General features: G+C 62.0%; 17 protein-coding genes. 4 read left to right on the top strand and 13 right to left on the bottom strand.

Annotated elements, in window-relative coordinates; genetic code table 11:
- From DXD24_RS04085 to tmk, 3 genes are all read right to left on the bottom strand, one after another.
- Nucleotides 1-1,600, bottom strand: a 1,600-nt coding sequence (locus DXD24_RS04085) for a regulatory iron-sulfur-containing complex subunit RicT (protein WP_233502323.1), incomplete at its 3' end; no start/stop codon positions are given.
- Nucleotides 1,591-2,718: an ATP-binding protein gene (locus tag DXD24_RS04080; protein ID WP_117564739.1), complete on the bottom strand. Its 1,128-nt coding sequence runs from the start codon at nucleotides 2,716-2,718 to the stop codon at nucleotides 1,591-1,593. The genes DXD24_RS04080 and DXD24_RS04085, both read right to left, overlap by 10 nt.
- Before the next feature lies 1 nt (nucleotide 2,719).
- Complete coding sequence (tmk, locus tag DXD24_RS04075) at nucleotides 2,720-3,403, bottom strand: dTMP kinase (RefSeq protein ID WP_117646241.1); 684 nt, start codon at nucleotides 3,401-3,403, stop codon at nucleotides 2,720-2,722.
- Nucleotides 3,404-3,642: 239 nt separating this feature from the next.
- On the opposite strand from tmk, the gene DXD24_RS04070 reads away from it, so the two are divergent.
- Nucleotides 3,643-4,626: a zinc-ribbon domain-containing protein gene (locus DXD24_RS04070; protein ID WP_117646240.1), complete on the top strand. Its 984-nt coding sequence runs from the start codon at nucleotides 3,643-3,645 to the stop codon at nucleotides 4,624-4,626.
- Between the two features lie 122 nt (nucleotides 4,627-4,748).
- Here the strand turns inward: DXD24_RS04070 and DXD24_RS04065 are convergent, their stop codons facing one another.
- From DXD24_RS04065 to DXD24_RS04035, 7 genes are all read right to left on the bottom strand, one after another.
- Nucleotides 4,749-7,346, bottom strand: coding sequence for a DNA topoisomerase I (locus tag DXD24_RS04065; RefSeq protein ID WP_117646239.1), 2,598 nt, complete (start codon nucleotides 7,344-7,346; stop codon nucleotides 4,749-4,751).
- 54 nt (nucleotides 7,347-7,400) lie between these two features.
- Nucleotides 7,401-8,084, bottom strand: coding sequence for a hydrogenase nickel incorporation protein HypB (gene hypB / locus DXD24_RS04060; RefSeq protein WP_006235936.1), 684 nt, complete (start codon nucleotides 8,082-8,084; stop codon nucleotides 7,401-7,403).
- Between the two features lie 55 nt (nucleotides 8,085-8,139).
- A complete protein-coding gene (gene hypA, locus DXD24_RS04055; protein WP_022093859.1) occupies nucleotides 8,140-8,496 on the bottom strand; it encodes a hydrogenase maturation nickel metallochaperone HypA in 357 nt (118 codons plus the stop codon).
- A gap of 6 nt (nucleotides 8,497-8,502) precedes the next feature.
- Nucleotides 8,503-9,294 (bottom strand): twin-arginine translocase subunit TatC, encoded by a 792-nt coding sequence (gene tatC / locus DXD24_RS04050; RefSeq protein WP_055285525.1) that lies wholly within the window; start codon nucleotides 9,292-9,294, stop codon nucleotides 8,503-8,505.
- Entirely contained in the window at nucleotides 9,294-9,866 is a 573-nt protein-coding gene (locus DXD24_RS04045; RefSeq protein WP_158550143.1) for a twin-arginine translocase TatA/TatE family subunit, read from the bottom strand. The genes tatC and DXD24_RS04045 overlap by 1 nt, the downstream gene beginning before the upstream one ends.
- Nucleotides 9,867-10,019: 153 nt before the next feature.
- Nucleotides 10,020-10,334, bottom strand: coding sequence for an STAS domain-containing protein (locus tag DXD24_RS04040; protein ID WP_089572422.1), 315 nt, complete (start codon nucleotides 10,332-10,334; stop codon nucleotides 10,020-10,022).
- A 66-nt stretch (nucleotides 10,335-10,400) separates the two neighbouring features.
- Nucleotides 10,401-11,705, bottom strand: coding sequence for an aminotransferase class I/II-fold pyridoxal phosphate-dependent enzyme (locus DXD24_RS04035; RefSeq protein WP_117646237.1), 1,305 nt, complete (start codon nucleotides 11,703-11,705; stop codon nucleotides 10,401-10,403).
- Between the two features lie 150 nt (nucleotides 11,706-11,855).
- Between DXD24_RS04035 and DXD24_RS04030 the strand changes: the two genes are divergently transcribed.
- Nucleotides 11,856-12,110 (top strand): hypothetical protein, encoded by a 255-nt coding sequence (locus DXD24_RS04030; protein ID WP_022093864.1) that lies wholly within the window; start codon nucleotides 11,856-11,858, stop codon nucleotides 12,108-12,110.
- Nucleotides 12,111-12,196: 86 nt separating this feature from the next.
- Here DXD24_RS04030 and nhaA read toward each other — a convergent pair whose 3' ends face one another.
- The 3 genes from nhaA to DXD24_RS04015 all read right to left on the bottom strand — a co-directional run bounded on the left by nhaA (nucleotide 12,197) and on the right by DXD24_RS04015 (nucleotide 15,845).
- Entirely contained in the window at nucleotides 12,197-13,555 is a 1,359-nt protein-coding gene (gene nhaA, locus DXD24_RS04025) for a Na+/H+ antiporter NhaA (RefSeq protein ID WP_117646236.1), read from the bottom strand.
- Between the two features lie 267 nt (nucleotides 13,556-13,822).
- Nucleotides 13,823-14,746 (bottom strand): manganese-dependent inorganic pyrophosphatase, encoded by a 924-nt coding sequence (locus DXD24_RS04020; RefSeq protein ID WP_117646235.1) that lies wholly within the window; start codon nucleotides 14,744-14,746, stop codon nucleotides 13,823-13,825.
- A 145-nt stretch (nucleotides 14,747-14,891) separates the two neighbouring features.
- Entirely contained in the window at nucleotides 14,892-15,845 is a 954-nt protein-coding gene (locus tag DXD24_RS04015) for an ROK family protein (RefSeq protein ID WP_233502322.1), read from the bottom strand.
- A 340-nt stretch (nucleotides 15,846-16,185) separates the two neighbouring features.
- Here DXD24_RS04015 and DXD24_RS04010 point away from each other — a divergent pair, with 340 nt between their 5' ends.
- Both DXD24_RS04010 and manA read left to right on the top strand, forming a co-directional pair.
- Entirely contained in the window at nucleotides 16,186-16,905 is a 720-nt protein-coding gene (locus DXD24_RS04010; RefSeq protein ID WP_117646233.1) for a GntR family transcriptional regulator, read from the top strand.
- Nucleotides 16,906-16,980: 75 nt separating this feature from the next.
- On the top strand, nucleotides 16,981-17,913 hold the full coding sequence (manA, locus tag DXD24_RS04005) for a mannose-6-phosphate isomerase, class I (RefSeq protein WP_370446232.1): 933 nt from the start codon (nucleotides 16,981-16,983) through the stop codon (nucleotides 17,911-17,913).
- The last annotated feature ends 267 nt before the right edge of the window (nucleotides 17,914-18,180 follow it).

Raw genomic sequence — 18,180 nt, 5'->3', positions numbered from 1 at the left:
GACCCTGGTCGGCCGAGCCCTCGCCACCGCGATCCTCGCGCGGCTCGCGCTCGTCGCGAGCCGCGCCACGCGAAGCCTTGGCAGCCGCTCCCCCGCCATCTCCGGGACGCCGGCGCGTGACCTTGACCTCGCCATCCGAGACCTGATCGGCCACGGAGGGCACTGAGGGCTTCTGCTGCGCGCCCGAGGAATGGCGACGGCGCGGACGCGGGGCGCGCTCCTCCTCGCCACGTGACTTGCCGCCCTTGTCGGCAGGCGCATCGGAGGCCGAGGGACCCTTGGAAGCGGCACCAGCCTCGCGAGCAGCTGCAGCGCGGAAGGCATCCTCGCGCTCCTCGCTCGACAGGTGACGGCGGCGACGGCGCGTGGGGTTCATGCCACCGCCGCGGTTTTGCTGCTGGGGCTGTTGAGCCTCGCGCTCGCGGGAAACGTTCTTGCCCGCGGCCGCAGCCTCGGTAGCATCACCCGAGCCCGCGCGCTTGCGACGACGACGGCCACCAGCGGCCTCCTCGGCCTCGGGCGTTGCGGCATTGCCACGGCCCTTTCCGCGGCCACGGCCCTCGCCCTGCCCCTGACCGGCGCGAGCATCGGATTCAGCATCGCGACGACGGCGCTTGGGCATCGACGTGCCAGCAAGACGGTCGGCGCTCGACAGGCCATCGCCCACGTCGACGCCGTTCTCGCGGTCGAGCTCCATGAGCGCCAGGCGCATCTCGGGCGACTCGATGCGCTCGAGCACGTCGCGCGTCACGCAGTCGGGGCGGCAGTTGCAGCCCTGCTCGGCGGCCTTCTTTTTGCAGCCCTCCGAGCAGGTCATATCGGCCAGGTTGACCTTAAAGACCTTGCCGTTCTCCAGGCGCAGCACCAGCTGCTCACGCGGCGTGTCATATTCCTGAATACGCGCCTTGCCGAGCGGCGTATCGATGAGCGTCTTCTTTTTGGGCGCACGGCTCTTAAAGTCCTTGTACGCTTCGAACTCATAGCGCAGGCAGCACATCAGGCGGCCGCAAACGCCGCTGATCTTGGAGGAATTGAGCGGCAGGTCCTGCTCTTTTGCCATGCGGATCGAGACGGGCTCAAACTGTCCGCCAAAGCGCGTGCAGCAGAGCTCCTGGCCGCACTGGGCATAGCCGCCCACCAGGCGAGTCTCGTCGCGCACGCCGATCTGGCGCATGTCGACGCGAATGTGCAGCGTCGAGGACAGATCCTTGACGAGCTGACGAAAATCGACGCGCTCCTCGGCCGCAAAGTAGAACACGGCCTTCTCGCCGCCAAACAGGTACTCGACGCCGACCGGCTTCATCTCGAGGTCGAGCTCCTTGACCAGGCGACGGAAATCGACCATGGCCTCGTCGCCTTGGATGGCCAGATCATCGGCAAGCTGCAGGTCGATGTCGCTCGCCACGCGCAGCACGGGCTTGAGCGGCTGGCCGATCTCGTCCTGCGGCACCTCGAAGGGATCGGCCGTGACCAAGCCGATCTCGGTTCCGCGCTCGGTGGAGCAGATAGCATAATCGGCCTCGAGGATATCCAGATCCTGCGGGTCGAACCACAGGTCGCGCGAGGCGTAGGTAAACTTAACGGGTACGACTAACGGCATTTCAGTGCCTTCCTGATATCGAACAGCATGACCTCGATGGCCAGCTGGGGAGTAACGTTTCTGGCGATGTTGCGCTCGGCGGTTGCGACCGCCTCGAGCACCTGGGTGGCACCCGCAACATTGGTCGCGGCGGCAAGCCGACCGATCGTGTCGCGCACATCCTCGTTCACGACGTCGGCCGCCTCATCCTGAAGCGTCAGCAGCACGTCGCGCATGAGCGTCCGCGCGCTCGCCAGCGCTTCCATGATACCCGAACGCTCGCGCGCGTTGAGTTCGCGCTTGTTGCGGTCCTCAAGCTGCTTCAATGCTCCACGCGACAGGTAGTCGGCATTTTGCTCGAGCACCTTTTCCTGCGTGGACTTGACCTCGGCGAGCGGCGCCTTGACGGCGACGATGAGTGACTTGGCGCGGCTGAGCACGTCGGCCTCGTCGGCGGCAATGAGCGAGTCGATGGCACGGACCATCTGACGGCGGGCGTCCTGGCGCTCGGCGCTCTTAAGAAACTCGATGCCGCGTGTGGGGCTTCCCGCCACGGCGACCGCCATGCGGCAACGCGCAGGGTCCTGACCGGTGGCGCGGCTCACGGCCTGCGCGGCGACGGCGGGCGATACCAGCCGAAACGGCACGCACTGGCAACGACTCACGATAGTGGGCAGCATCACGTCGGCCGAGGTGCCCAGCAAGATAAACATAACGCCCTCGGGCGGCTCCTCGAGCGTTTTGAGCAGTGCGTTGGCGGTGTTGGCACGCAGTTGCTCGGCACGGTCGATGATGTAGACCTTGGCCTTGGCACGGATGGGCGCCAGTGGCACGTCATCGAGCAGCTCGCGGGTCTGGGCAATGAGGTAACCCGTGGCGCTCTCGGGCGTGTAATAGTGCACGTCGGGGTGCGTATGGCGGGCGACGCGCACGCAGCTATCGCATGAGCCGCAGCCATCCTGCTCGCACAGGAAGGCTTGGGCGAGCGCCCACGCGGCGTCGAGCTTGCCCGCGCCGGGCGCGCCCAAAAACAGGTAGGCGTGCGATGCGCGACCGCTAGCGACGGCATTGGTCAAAAAGTCGCGCACGCGCTCTTGGGTGTCGAGCTTGGCCAGCAGGCTTGCCTGAGCGGGGGCCATGTTACTCGGCCTCCTTGGCAAGCGCGGCGGCGACGGCTTCCTGCGGAATGTCGAGACCGTACGCGCGAACCTGCTCGACCGTCTTCTCGAAGACTTCCTCGACGGTCGTAGTGGCGTCGATGAGCTTTACGCGGTCTGGCTCCTCGGCAGCAATTGCGCAAAAGCCCTGGTAGACACGCTCCTGGAATGCCATGCCTTTTGCCTCCATGCGATCTGCCGCACCACGGGCTGCCATGCGCAGCGCCGCCTGCTCGGGCGTGATGTGATAGACGAGTGTGAGCGCCGGGTGCGTACCCGCGACGGCCAGGTTGTTGGCGTCGCGCACTATCTGGCGATCGAGGCCATCGGCAAACGCCTGGTAGCAGGTCGTGGAATCGTAGAAGCGATCGCACAGGACCACCTTGCCGGCCGCAAGGGCGGGGGCTATGACCTCGTGCACCAACTGGGCGCGCGCCGCCTCGTAGAGCAGCAACTCGCAGGTGTCGCCCATCGCTGTATTGGCGGGGTCGAGCAGCAGAGCACGGATCTTTTCGCTGATGGCAGTACCACCCGGTTCGCGCAGGCTCACAACCTGGTGGCCAGCGAGCTCGAGCGCACGGGCAAGCAGGCGCGCCTGCGTAGATTTACCAGCGCCATCGACGCCCTCGAGCGTGATAAAGCTATGTTGAGCGGGCTCAAAAGCCATGGGCGCAGCCCCTTCCTACAAGGCGCGTAAATGCAGATATATCAACCAAGCCATGATACCCCAGTGCTCGGCGCGTCCCCAATGGCTAAAGGCGCCTTTCCAAAGTTGCGGTGAAATAGGGACTGATTGAAGCTCTGAGACCGCCAAACAGTCCCTATTTCACCGCAACTTATGATGGGGAATTTTGGATGCTGGGTATAATCGTCGTATTGCATTGAAATGTGGCGAAAGGAGTGGCAATGTCTCGGTATTGCGCCTCGTGCGGCAAACTTCTTGCAGATGATGCCAAGTTCTGCACCTCGTGCGGTACACCCGTTGAACAGATAGCCGCGGGCAATAGACAGCCCGCGTTTGAGCAGACCGTCTCCCTCGATACGCCGCAGGCTAAGCCGGACGACCCCCTCGCCTATCGCCCCGACCCCGCTGCTGCCCCCGCAGAGGTCGAAACGACACGGCGTATGTCCGTCACGGGTACCTCAACCCAACAGCAACCGGCATCTGCATACGCGCCCACTTCGCCACAGGCAGCCGCCCCCAAAAAGAGCGGCACCAAGCCGCTTATCGCCATTGTCGTTGTGCTGGTGGCAATCATCATCGCCCTGGTCGTTTTCTTTGTGATCAAGCCTTTCGACAACGCTGCCACGCAAACGACTGCCGAGATTACCAAGCCGCACCACGATGTTGACGCCGATGACCTTAAGCCCCTCGGCGACCCCAATAGCCTTTACGACGATGACGATGATGACGACGAGGATGGCGGCGCAGCGACCCTCTCCGAGCAAAACCTCTACCGTCGCCTAGGCGAATACTACGATCTGATCGAAGATCTCGATAGCCAGGTCCGTGCCTGCGCGCAGGCCTTCAATGGCAGCTATCTGGAAGAAGATCGCACCACCCGCCAAAATCTCGCCGACGTCGCCGAGCGCACGGAGGACACCATCGAGCAGTATTACGATATCGTCGAGGACCTGGACGTCCCTGCGAGCTCCAAGAACTACAGCTCCTGGAAAGACATCATTGCCCTGTATGACGACTTGGATCACCGTATCGACGCGATCTGCGATGCCTGGGAGATCAGCCTGAAATACGCCAAGCCTGCGGACCACAAGAATGAGATCGTGGCGCCGCTGTCGCGCGACAACGTGGCGGGCACCAATGACAATAAGTACCGCCTAGACTTTGAGGAGCGCTATCCCGGCGCCAAACCCGTCGAAGTGAACTAGTCGCATGCGACGTTCTCAAACGACTAGTCATTAAAGAACGTCCCCAATGACTGCCTAGAAAACGAGCGAGGATCTTGAGGTCCTCGCTCGTTTTTGTTTTGGGCAATGTTTCGGCTGCGCCGCTACTTGTCGGCGGCCGCCTTCTTGGTCGTCGTCTTTTTGGCGGTCGTCTTCTTGGCCGCCGTGGCCTTCTTTGCCGCCGTCGTCTTCTTGGCTGCCGTGGTCTTCTTCGCCGTGCTCGCCTTGGTTGTGGTCTTGCGGCCGCGGGCGGGCTTCTTCTCCTTGGTCGGGCAGTCCATGTTCACGCAGATGCGCCACGGACCGCGCGCCGTGTTGACCACCACGATGGGGGCGCCGCACTCGGGGCAGGTCTCGCCCGTCGCCTCGAGCTTACCGCGCGCCGGCAGAGGATAGCTCACGCCGCAGTCATCGTAGTTGGTGCAGCGGATAAAGCGCTTGCCGCTCTTCTCGCTCTTGTGCGCGATCAGGTCGCCATGGCGTCCGGCCTCGGCGCACACCTTGCACTCGCCCACCTTAAGGTCAGGCTCGTAGTTGGTGGGGCACGTGGGGTTCACGCAAATCTCGAAGGCCTTCTGGCGGAACGGCTGGCACTTAATGCGCGGCGCGCCGCACTCGGGGCACACGGCCGCCTCGCCCTCGAGCGGGCTCACCTTGACGCCGCTCGGCACCGGATAGGTCACATCGCAGTCGGGCCAGCCCATGCAGCCGATAAAGCTGCCGCGGGTCTTGGCGCTCGTCTTCATAACCAGGTCCTTGCCGCACTTGGGACAAGCGCCCACGCGCGCATCGGCCGTGACGGCGTCGCTGATGGCGTCGCCCAGTTCCTGCGTATGTTTGAGCAGCTCGTCGAGCACGCCGGCCAGCAGCGCGCGCGAGTGCGTCACGACATGTTCTTCGGTGTCCTCGCCGCGCTCCACGCGGGTCATGTCGCCGTCGAGCTCGCTGGTCATATCGGGGCTCGTGATGCGCGGGGCAAACTGCGACAGTGCATCGATAATGGCGATGCCCAGCTGGCTCGGCTCCACGGGATCGTTTTTGAGATAGCGCACGGCATACAGGCGCTCGATGATGCTCGCGCGCGTGGACTTGGTGCCCAGGCCGCGCTTTTCCATCTCCTGCACGAGCTTGCCCTGGCTGTAGCGCGCGGGCGGCTCGGTCTGCTTGGCCTCGAGTTTAATGTCGAAAACGTCGACCGTATCGCCCTGCTCCAGCGGCGGCATCTGCTCGTCGCGCTTAAGTCCATACGGATACGCCTCGCGGAAGCCCGGGGTCACGAGCACGTCGCCCGAAGCCACGAACGGCTCGCCGTTGACGTCGAGCTCGAGCTTGGTGTTCTCGATGGTCGCGGGCCCCATGAGCGTTGCCAGGAAGCGGCGGGCGATGAGGTCGTAGAGCTTGCGCTGGCCGCCATCGAGCGTGGACGGATCGCCTTCGCCCGTGGGGTAGATGGGCGGGTGGTCGGTGGTCTCGACTTTGCCGCGCGTGGGCTTCATGGGGCCGGCGAGTACCTTTTTGCACACGGGCGCCAGCGCCGGGTTGATCTTTGCCAGGTCGCTCACCACGGCGCCCAGATCGAGCGTCGCAGGGTACACGGTGTTGTCGACACGCGGATAGCTGATGAGGCCCGCCATGTAGAGGGACTCGGCGATGCGCATGGTACGTGCAGGTGAGATGCCCTCGGCCGCGGCGGCAGCCTGCAGCGAGGTCGTCGCAAACGGCGTGGGCGGCTGCTGCTTGCGGGAGCGCTTGGTCACCGCGGCGACGGTTGCCGTCGTAGCGCCGTCGACGTGGCCGTACGCCGTCTCGGCAGCATCTTTGTCGGTAAAACGTGTCGTCTTGTGCGCAATCTTAAAGCGGTCGTCCTCGGCAGCACCCTGAGCGGCACCCATGCCGCGAATCTGCCAATAGTCCTCGGGCACAAACGCCATGCGTTCGCGTTCGCGCTCGACCACCAGAGCGAGCGTCGGCGTCTGCACGCGGCCGGCGGAGCGCACGTTGCCAAAGCCGCCAAACTTGGCGAGCGTCAGGTAGCGCGTGAGCACCGCACCCCAAATGAGGTCGATGTGCTGGCGGCTCTCGCCGGCGTCGGCCAAATTCTGGTCGAGCGAGACAAGATTATCGAAGGCCTGCGTAATCTCGGCCTTGGTAAACGAAGAATACTGGGCGCGGGCGACCGGCAAGTCGGGCGCAACCTCGCGCACCTTGTTGAGGGCGTCCGAACCGATCAGTTCGCCCTCGCGGTCGAAGTCCGTGGCGATAATGACGCTGTCGGACTTCTTGGCAAGGTTCTTGAGCGAGCGGATGAGCTCCTTCTCGGCCGGCAGCTTAATGACGGGCGCCCAGGTGAGGTAAGGCAGGCTCTCGAGCTTCCAGCCCTTGATGGAGATACCATCAGCAAGAAACGGCTTGCGCTTGGTGTCGTAGGGCGGACGTGCCAGGCCATCGGGCATATCGGCCGGCAGCATCTCGCCGTCCTCGGTGACCGAATACCAGCCCAGCTTTTTATCGAACAGCACGCTGTCGCAAAAATCGGGCGCAAGGATGTGACCGGCAAGGCCGATCGTCACGCACTCCTCGCCCTTCCACTCAAAACGGTAGATGGCGATGTTGTACACCTTGTCCTTTTTGGGCTTGCCCGTGGACAGACGCTCGGCAATCTGACGCGCGGCGTCGTTTTTCTCGGCGATGATGAGCTTCAAAAGAGGCTCCTATCTCGTATCTCTGCGGCTACGCCCGCCCGTATGGCGGCCGACTTACGCCCTTGCTTGCTCAATCTGCCCGATGAGCCAATCGCACCAGGCATCCATGCCCTCGCCCTTGCGCGCGCTCACGGCAAACCGCGGCGCCTGCGGATTGAGGTCATCGAGTGTCTTAGTATACCTATCCATGTCAAAATCGAAAGCCGGGGCCACGTCGACCTTGTTGAGCAGCTGCGCGCCGGCGTGCTGGAAGATGCCCGGATACTTGATGGGCTTGTCGTCGCCCTCGGGCACCGAGAGAATCATGATGGACAGGTTCTCGCCCAGGTCAAAGTCGACCGGGCAGACCAGGTTACCCACGTTTTCGATAAAGATGACGTCGATGTTCTCCAGACCCACAGCCTGGTCGAAGGCATCGACAGCCTCCATGATCATGTTGCCCTCGAGGTGGCACAGACCGCCCGTGTTGATCTGGATGGCGGGCATGCCGGCTTCCTTCATGGTGATGGCATCGACATCCGAGGCGATATCGCCCTCGATGACGGCACAGCGCAGGCCGGCTTTGTCACGCAGGCGCTCGTTGGTGCCCAGAATCGTGGTGGTCTTGCCCGAGCCAGGGCTCGACAGCACATTGATCACGTAGGTGTTTGTCTCATTAAATCGCTGACGCAGCTGATCTGCCAGGCGCTCGTTGCGCGACAGAATCGGCGATGCAATATCAATCGTTTTCTCGGCCATACTTAGCGCTCCTTACTTTGGCCCCTTTATACCCCATCACCAGATGGCTAGCGGGCTAATCGTCGGGGGTTTCGATTTCGATACTTGCGATATCGAGCTCGCGGCCGTGCAGTAGGCGCACGTTGGCACCACCACACTGGGGACAGCGACAGTGGAAGCGATCGTGGTCGAAAACCTCGCCGCAGTCCAGACACTCGCTTTGTGGATGGACCTCCTCCACGGCAAGCTCGCAGCCGCGCGTGAGCGGGTCCTCATCGCGAAACGTCTCCCACGCAAAGTCGAGCGCCTCGCGCACAACTTCGGTCATATCCCCGATACGCAGCGTTACCAAAACGGCGCGCGAGGCCCCCGCCCCACGCGCCGCGCGAATCACTGTATCGAGTATGCCGTTGACAATGCCAACCTCGTGCATACCGATTTACTCCTCGTCGTCCTCGTCGTCCGAGAACAGGTCCAGACGGCTCACGAACAGGCCCTCCTTGCCCTCGCGCGCGGTAATGACCACGCGAGCGATGGCGAGCGAAATCTCGTAGAGCGAGAGCAGGGCGCCATACATGAGACCCAGCGTAACGGGCGAGCCGTCGGGCGTAATCACAGCCGAACCCACGAGCAGGCCTACGTACACGTAGCGCCAGGCGCTGCGGAAGGCCGCATAGGACACGATGTGGAAAACGGACAGGTAGAAGATGATGAGCGGCAGCTCAAACGCCACACCAAAGCCGATCATAAAGAGCAGCTCCATGTTGACGTAGTTCTCCAGATCGGGCAACGCCGTAGCGACAGCCGAGGTCTCGCCGATGAGCCACTCAAAGCCCGCCGGGATGATGATGAAGTAGCAGAAGATGGCACCCAGGAAGAACAGCACCGTCGAGGCGAGCACCGTGGGCACAACCCACTTGCGCTCGTTGGGGCGCAGTGCCGGCAGGAAAAATGCCAGAATCTGCCAGATGATCATGGGCGTGCACATGACCACGGCCATCTTGATGGCAAGCGAGAAGCGCAGGCCAAAGCCGCCGAGCGTGGTGGTGATGTAAAACTTACCGTCCGGCACAAAGGAGCGGATGGGGTCCTCAAGAATATCGAGCACCACGGGCGTGGCAAAGTACAGCACGATGGCGGCGGCAAACACCGAAACGACCACGATGGTCAGGCGGCGACGGAGCTCTCCCAGGTGATCGAAGAGCGGCATGCGCGCAGGTCCGATCGGCATTACTCATCGCCTCCCTTCGGGGCGTCGGCGGCAGCAGCCTCGGCATCGTCCTCGGCCTCGAGCTCGCGAGCGAGCTGGTCGACGACGGCCTTGCGCTTGCGGGGACGACGGGCGTAGAGGTCAGCCGTCGTGGGCTCTGCCGGCTCGGGCTCGGGCTCTGCAGCAGGCTCGGGCTCGACGGCAGCAGCAGGCTCTGTACCCTCGGCCTCATCAACAGCGCCTTCGCCCTCAGCAGCACCCTCGCTTGCGGCCTTCTCGGCAGCAAGACGGGCGCGACGCTCGGCAAAGGTCTCCTTCTTGGCGGGCGCTGCCGTCTCGGCGGCATCCTCGTCCGCATCGGAATCGTCGTCGGTCGCAGCAGTCTTCTTGGGCTTGACCGGGGCCGACGCGGCCTCGCTCACCGGATCGATAATCTCGGACTGAACAACGGCCGTCATCTTTTCCTGCGTCTCGCGGAACTGACGGATGGCACGGCCGATCGTGCGGCCCATCTGCGGGAGCTTATCCGGGCCAAACAGCAAAAAGCCGAAGACCACGATGATCGCGAGCTCACCCTCTCCAATACCAAACACACATACCTCCAAGGCTCGATGTGAGTCGAGCCCGCACCGCGCCATTCGGCCGGAACTCGTCTATTCATTCGGTCAAGTATAGCGCCCGGACGCCAAAACGTCCGAGCGCATCACAAACATATGCCAAACGGCACGCCCTTTTGGGGGCAAAGATTATGCAGCGGTGATCGAAATCTCCTGGTCGACGCCCAACAGCTGAACCACGCGCATCACCGGGGGCTGCACGTTGACGCAGCTAAAACGCTTACCATGATCAGCTGCGTGGTGTGCGGCGCCCACAAGCACGCCAATGCCCGTCGAATCGATGTAGCTCACCTGGGCAAAATCGAGCTCAACGGCCTCAGTGGGCTGCTCGAGCGCCAGGTCGATGGCATTGCGCAGGCTATCGGCGTTAGAGATATCGATCTCACCGGTCACCTTAATGGTGTAGAGCTCTGGCGTGGGGTTGGTGGAAATACCCAAATCCATGTATACGCTCCTTTACGTATCGAAAGTGCGGATAGTACTAGGCGCGGACTTGCGGGGCCCTACGCGTTAGGCGCGCTCGGCACGCGCAAGCTCGGCAGCGACAAGCTTAACGGCCAGCACCAGCACATCGAGCGCAGCCTCCAGGTCCTCGACCGTGGGATAGCTCGGCGCGATGCGGATGTTGGTGTCGCGCGGATCCTTGCCATAAGGCCAGGTGGCACCAGCCGGCGTGAGCTTGACGCCCAGGTCGGCACAAAGCGCGGCGACCTTCTGGGCCGAGCCCTCGGGGCCATCGAAACTCACAAAGTAGCCGCCATGGGGATGCGTCCAAGTGGCGCAACCCGTGTTACCCAAGCCCTCGGTGAGTTTACGCTCAACGGCCTCAAAGCGCGGGCACAGGAACTCGGCATGCTTTTTCATGTGCTCCTTGACCGCCTCGATGGTGGGAAGGAAGCGCACGTGACGCAGCTGGTTGAGCTTATCGGCGCTAATAAGACCGGCCTTCAGGCGCTTGGAGAACTCGGCGATGACCGCGGGGCTCGCACCGATAAAGCCGATGCCGGCGCCCGGGAAGGTGATCTTGGACGTCGAGGCAAAGGCCACCACGCGATCCTCGGTGCCCGCCGCGCGAGCGAGGTCAAAGATATTTGCGAGCTCGTCGGTCTCGTCGTACAGGTCGTGCACGCAGTAAGCGTTGTCCCAAAAGATGCGGAAATCGGGCGCGGCCGTGGGCATCTCGACCAGGCGGCGCACAGTGTCCTCGCTAAAGGTGATGCCCGTGGGGTTAGAATACTTGGGCACGCACCAGATGCCCTTGATGGAATCGTCGGCGGCAACCAGGCGCTCAACCTCGTCCATGTCGGGGCCATTGTCGGTCATCGCGACGGGGACGTTCTCGATGCCCAAGTCGGCGGTGATGCCAAAGTGGCGATCGTAGCCGGGAACGGGGCACAGGAACTTGACCTTCTTGCCGTCGTGCGCTGCCTCGTAAGCCTCCCAAGGGTCGCTGCCGCACGAGCCACAGCGCCAGAACATGCCGGCGATGTCGTGCTCGATCAGCAAACTCGACGAACCCAGCACGAGCGTCTGCTCGGCAGGGCAACCCAGGAACTCCCCCGCCAGCTTGCGTGCCGAGGGAATGCCCTCAAAGCAGCCGTAGTTGGAGCAGTCGACGTTGCCGTCATGCAGATCGGCATCGGCATTGAGGATATCGAGCATGGGTCGAGAGATGTCCACCTGGGAGGGCGACGGCTTGCCGCGGGCCATGTCGAGCGCCAGGCCCTTGGCCTTGACCTCGGCGACCTCGGCTTTGAGCGCCTCGATGGCGGCATCGAGTTCGGTGGTTTCCATCTTCTGGTAGATCGTCTGCATGGGGTGCGACCTTTCGCGAAGCGGTACGTTGCAGTTCGTCTAAGTATAGACCGCCATCGTCGCAACGTTATGAAGCCGTGATAGATTAAGTTCATCGCAATCAATTACGAATCGCCGCGCATGCCGGCGTGGGGCGCCCAAGGAGGCACTATGGAGTACGGATCGTTTCAGGCCGAGGAATTCGGCGACTTGCAGCGCCTGGTCGACGGACTGTTTTACGACCGCCACGCCATCGACCGCCTGGATCTGATCGTACAGGCCGAAATCTTGGACCTGGCGCCCGACCTCATGGAAATCGTGAACCTTTTGCCGCCCGGCTACTACGACCGCCAGTCACTTTGCGACCAGCTCAACTCCGCCTTGGCCGCCCACGGCTGGGGCGCCGTCTACGGCACCGTGGAATAAACCTCGTCATTTAAGTACGTCCCTAATGACTAAAACGCCGCCTGTGATGGTGTTCACAAGCGGCGTTTTCAAACTTGTATGTGCCCTTACTCGTCTTTGGGCGAGGGATGCTTGCAGACCACGCTCATGTAGATCATGCCGAGCACGGCTGCGGTGACCGAACCGGCGAGAATAGCGGCCTTGGCTGCAAGAACCTCAAACTGGGCCGTCGGGAAGGCAAGGCCGCTGATGAGAATCGACATGGTAAAGCCGATACCGCCCAGAATGCCCACGCCGGCAATCATGTGCCAGTTGACATTGTGCGGCAGCTCGCAGGCCTTAAGCTTAACCAGGGCAAACGTCATACCAAAGATGCCGATCGGCTTGCCCAGCAGCATGCCAAAGTACACGCCGAGCGTCACCGGGTCGGTGAGCAGCGTGCTCATGTCCACGCCCACTAAGCGAACCTGAGCGTTTACGAACGCAAAGATCGGCAGGATCACAAAGTTGACCGGCGTGGAGATCAGACGCTCCATGCGGATAAGCGGCGGGGTCACGCGGTGCATGACGCGCTCGACCTTGGTTGTCGAGACGGTAAAGTCATGCTGGCCCAGGATGTGTGCCTCATCATCGTAGCGGTCATCGAGCAGCGGCAGGCACTCGCCCAGCCAATCGGTGAGGCTATCGAGCTTGACGCCACACTTGGCCGGGATGGTAAAGGCCAAGATGACGCCAGCAAGCGTGGCATGTACGCCGCTCTTGAACATGCAGAACCACAGAAGCAGCCCCAGTACCGAATACGGGGCAAGGCGGTAATGCTGCGTCTTGTTAAGCCACACGAGCGCGCAGGTCACAAGCGCGGCGGCGCCCAACCAAAACGGATTGGGGCTCTGACCGTAGAAGATGGCGATGGCGGCGATGGAGATCAGGTCGTCGGCGATGGCGAGCGTCGAGAAGAACACGCGCACGCCGTTGGGCACGCGATTGCCCAAAAGCGACAGCACGCCCAGCGCAAAGGCAATATCGGTTGCCATGGGGATGGCCCAACCGTTGCGGGCGCCGGCATGGTTAAAGATCAGGTAGATGCAGGCGGGAACGACGACGCCGCCCACGGCCGCCAACATGGGAAGCATGGCCTGACGCGGATTCTTGAGCTCGCCGACCGTCATCTCGTACTTAAGCTCAATGCCCACCAACAAAAAGAAAATCGCCATGAGGAAGTCGTTGACGAAAAGCTCAACGGTGAGACCAGCCGTAAGGTTGCCCAGACCCACATACAGCGGGGTCTCCAAAAAGTGATGGATGGCCTCGTAGGCATCGGTATTGGCGCAGATGACGGCGGCGATGGCGGCGATCACCATGACGGCGGCAGAAATGGTGCCGTTCTCGGCGATGCGCTCCCAGATGTCGTGACGTTCAAAGCGCTTGCGCTCACGAACATTGAACAGCTGCTCAGTTGCTGCCATGGGCGGCTCCTTTCACGGGAAAGCTCCCGTCTTAAAAAAGCACGGCCCGCCCAGATGGCGGCGCCGCGCTCTAACGTATTACGCTTGCATCTAGCCTACCCTGCGCGACAAGCGCGCAAGCGCGGCCGAAAAGCGGAACCACAGGTTGAACATTATTTGCTCAACGGCACAGGCACGCCTGTCCAAGAGACGACGCGGCGACGTGCACAAAAAACGACCGGAGCGCGGGGCGTCCGCGATCCGGTCGTGGCGTTTGGTCAACTAAACCTAGCAGGCGGCCATAATGGGGGCAGCGACCTGCTTCTTACGGGAAAGGACACCCGGCATCCAGACGCCGTCGTGCTCGTCAGCAATGCCCAGGCCCTTCTGAGCAGCCTCGGTCTCGCCCTCGAGCAGGACCTGCGAGCCCTCCTCCATGATGTCGGTGATGCACAGGACAATGCCGTCGGCGCCCTTCTCGGCGGCGTAGGCGCGCATGGCCTCGCGGATCTCGTCGATCATGCCGAGTGCGCGGCTCTTGTCGACGGTCTCGTACTGGCCGATGAGCAGCTTCTTGCCAGCGGGCTCGAACATCTTGATGTCGTTGCCGACCATCTCGGCTGCGGTGAAGGAGCCGGACGGACGGGTGAGGAAGACCTCCATGCCAAACTTGACCGGGTCGACGCCCACCTGCTCGCCGAGCTTGGCGGCAACGGCGCGGTCGACATCGGTGGTGGTGGGGCTCTTGAGCATGAGCGTGTCGGTCATCATGGCCGAGAGCAGCAGCTTGGCCTGGACGTCGGAAAGCTCAACGCCGAGCACGTCGGCGAGCTTGGTGACGATGGTGCAGCTGGAGCCCCAGGGCAGGCAGATGTAGTGCAGCGGACCGGCGGTCTCGAAGTCGCCGATGCGGTGATGGTCGACGACGCCAAAGACCGTGGCGTCCTTAAGGCCTGCGACGGACTGGGCGGACTCGTTGTGGTCGGTGAGGACGACGAGCTGACCGGCCTCGACGGACTCAATCACGCGGGGCTCGGCGATGCCGGCGTCGGCAAGCAGCTTGGCGGACTCTGCCGGAAGCTGACCAAGGGCGCAGGCCTCGTAGGTGTTGCCGGCATACTCAACCTGGTTGAGCAGCTGGGACAGGACGACGGCGCTCATGATGGCGTCGTTATCGGGGTTCTGGTGACCAAAGACAAGAACGTTTGCCATGGGTTTCCTCCATATGCGTGTGTGTACTCATACGTGTCTATGGTAGCACGCTGACGCCGAACCTTCTGAAACGGAAGGGGCGCAGCGCAATTTGGGACAAACGTTGAGGCGAGGCCTACCCCCTCACCACCTGCCCCCGCACCAGCTATTTACCGGCGGCGCGCAGGGCTACGTAAGCGGCACCGATGATGCCGGCGTCGTTGCCGAGCGAAGCGACCTTAATGGGCGTCTCGCGCGAGGCGGAGAGCGCGTACTGCTTAAAGTGCTCGCGGACCTTGTCGAGGTAGACATCGGCCGAAGCGGAAGCACCGCCGCCGATCAGGAACATCTCGGGATCGACCACGTTGGCAATAAGCGCCAGGGCGCGGCCGAGATAGTCGGCCATGGTATCGGCAGCTGCCAGCGCGAGCTTGTCACCCTCGCGGCAGGCCTGGAACACGTCCTTGGAATCAGAAGGCCCGGTGAGCTCGATGGGCTCGACGCCCGCCTTCTTGCACTCGGCAAGGTAGTTACTCACCACGCCGGTGGCGCTGGAATACTGCTCCAGATGGCCATGGCCGCCACAGCCGCAGGTGCGCTCCTCTTCGGGGTTCAGGAACATGTGGCCAATCTCGCCGCCGGCGCCCACAACGCCCGATACCACGTCGCCGTTAACGATAACGCCACCGCCCACGCCGGTACCGATGGTGACCATCACCACGTTCTGTACGCCCTTGGCAGAGCCGAGCCAGGCCTCGCCCATGGCAGCGGCGTTGGCATCGTTTTCGTACTTAACGACCGCGTCGGGGCAGTGCTCCTGAATGGCGACTCTTAGCTCGGGCAGGTTAATGGCAATGTTGGCCTTGACCTTGGCATCGCCCGATGCCGGGATGGGGCACGGAACGGCCAGGCCAATACCCGCCACAAAGGCGCGCGGAATCTGGGCCTTGGCGACCACCTGGTCGATAGCCTCGGTCACCGCGGCAAAGCCCGCGGCGTCAACGATAGGAGGCGTGGGCACGCTGGCCTTGGCAAGCAGGTTGCCGTCCTCGTCGAACAGGCCTTCCTTAACCGAAGTGCCGCCAACGTCGATGCCGATATAGTACTGCTTAGGTTCCATGGGAGCCCACCTTTCTCGTTTAAACATTGCCTGTATGGTACCGCTCCCCAGGCAAAAACCTGTCAAAAAGGGACAGGTTTGTTTTGGCAGGTTTTATCTGGGAAAACGCAAGGCATGAAATTCGGTTCGCTGGGCGGCAAAACGGCCCAACCCCGTCCTCGAGCCAATCAATTTGCTCAATACCACATTATTAGAGTGCATATTAATTTGAAGCGCTCTAGTTGTTAAAGAGAAGCGTTTTTCAATTATCTCTTTCTCGAACTTTTCAAAAACGCAATAGGGATGCTTAGGCGTGGACTATACTTTCGTTTGTACTCAATCAAGCCGGAAAGGAGGTTCCATGATTCCCAAATACGAGGCAATAGCTGCAGATATCCGTCGAAGCATCGAGGACGGCGCTCTAAAGCCGGGCGACAAGCTGCCCACCGTCGTTGAGTTCTGCGAGCTCTATAGCGTTTCCAAAATCACCGTCAAACGAGCTATTGAGCAGATTACCGATGAAGGTCTTGTTACCAGCCGGCGCGGATCGGGCACCTACGTTAAGGACACGGCGGGGCTTCCCGGCCAGGCGTTTTTCCAGGGCAAGAACGATCGCTCCCAGGGCTTTTCGTATGAGCACCGCGGGGAGAAGGTGACCTCGGTGGTCTACGATTTCTCGATTGTCAATCCGCCAGCAGACGTCGCTGCCCAGCTGGGAATTGCCGAGGACGACTTTGCCTATCACATCGTGCGCGTGCGCCAGGTCGACGAGAAGCCCATCGTTATCGAGTACACCTACATGCCCCTCGAGCTGATTCCGGGCCTTAAAAAGAAAGACCTGTATGGATCGGTCTACAGCTTCATCCGCAAGCAATGCGGGCTGAAGATTTCGAGCTTCCACCGCACCATTCGCGCCGTAGCGGCAACCGAGGAAGAGGCTGAGCGCCTGGACACCAAACCCGGCTCTCCCCTGCTCGAGCTCAACCAGATTGGCTTTTTGGATAGCGGCACCGCCTTTGAGCATTCGATCTCGCGCAACGTTGGTGACCGCTTTGAGCTGCACAACGTAACGTTGGCATAGGTTTTTGTAGTCATGCGGGCGCTCGTTACGGCTCGTTTAGAGTGGGCGGCCGCGCAACACCATGGGGGTATGAACATGTCCGATTTGATTAAACTGACGCCGATCTTTCACGAGAAGATCTGGGGCGGCCGCCAGCTCGAAACCGTATTTGGTTATGACATTCCCGAGGGTCCCATCGGTGAGTGCTGGGCCATCTCGGCACACCCCAACGGCGACTGCCAGATCGCTGAGGGCCCGTACGCCGGTCACACGCTGTCATGGCTGTGGGCCGAGCACCGCGAGCTCTTTGGCAACTGCGAGGGCAAGGGGTTCCCGCTGCTCATTAAGATTCTGGACGCCAAGGACGACCTTTCGATCCAGATCCATCCCAACGACGAGTACGCCGCCGAGCACGAGAACGGCAGCCTGGGCAAAACCGAGTGCTGGTATGTGCTGGACTGCGAGCCCGGCGCCACGATCATCGTCGGACAGCGCGCGCACGACCGCGCCGAGGCCGCGCGTATGATCGAGGACGGCCGCTGGGACGACATGCTCAACGTGCTGCCGATTCACAAGGGCGACTTTTTCCAGATTGATTCCGGTACCGTCCACGCCATCAAGACCGGCACGCTCATTTTGGAGACGCAGCAGTCGAGCGACGTGACGTATCGCCTGTACGACTACGACCGTCCCGGCACCGACGGCAAACTGCGTCCCCTGCACATTGAGCAGAGTCTCGACTGCATCGACTTTGATTCTCAGGCCCCGACCGACGGCACCGTGACCGCGCCCGAAGTCGACGGCGTGACCGAACTCGAGTCCAACCCCTGCTACACCGTCGATCGCGTGCGCGTCAACGGCAGCAAGACCCTCGACCAGCACTGGCCCTTCATGTGTCTGTCGGTCATCGACGGCGAAGGCACCGTCTGCGGCGACCCCGTCCACAAGGGCAGTCACCTGCTGGCACCCAGTACCGTCAGCTCCATTGACCTCAAAGGCAAGATGGAACTGATCATCAGCCACCTCTAGGTCGCAACAACAACCAAAACGAAACAAGGGGCTCCCCCGTTCATCAACGGAGGAGCCCCTACTCGTATCTATATATCAGCCCACCCGGCTCTCCAGACCAAAAAACGAACGAGCAAAGCGACGTTCGCAAGCAGCGTTATCAAAGGACCTGGGAGGGCGTATGGGGCAACATCGATCGCGAGTTCCGCACGCAAAGGAGAGCACTTAATGTGCTCTCCGTCTTGCGCAGGACTGCCCGAGCAGGCGATGTTGCCCCATACGCCCTCC

This window comes from Collinsella sp. TF12-2AT (genome assembly GCF_003436735.1).
Taxonomy (GTDB): domain Bacteria; phylum Actinomycetota; class Coriobacteriia; order Coriobacteriales; family Coriobacteriaceae; genus Collinsella.
The sequence above is the reverse complement of the archived record's forward strand: the minus strand, read 5'-3'. Positions and strand labels throughout refer to the sequence as shown.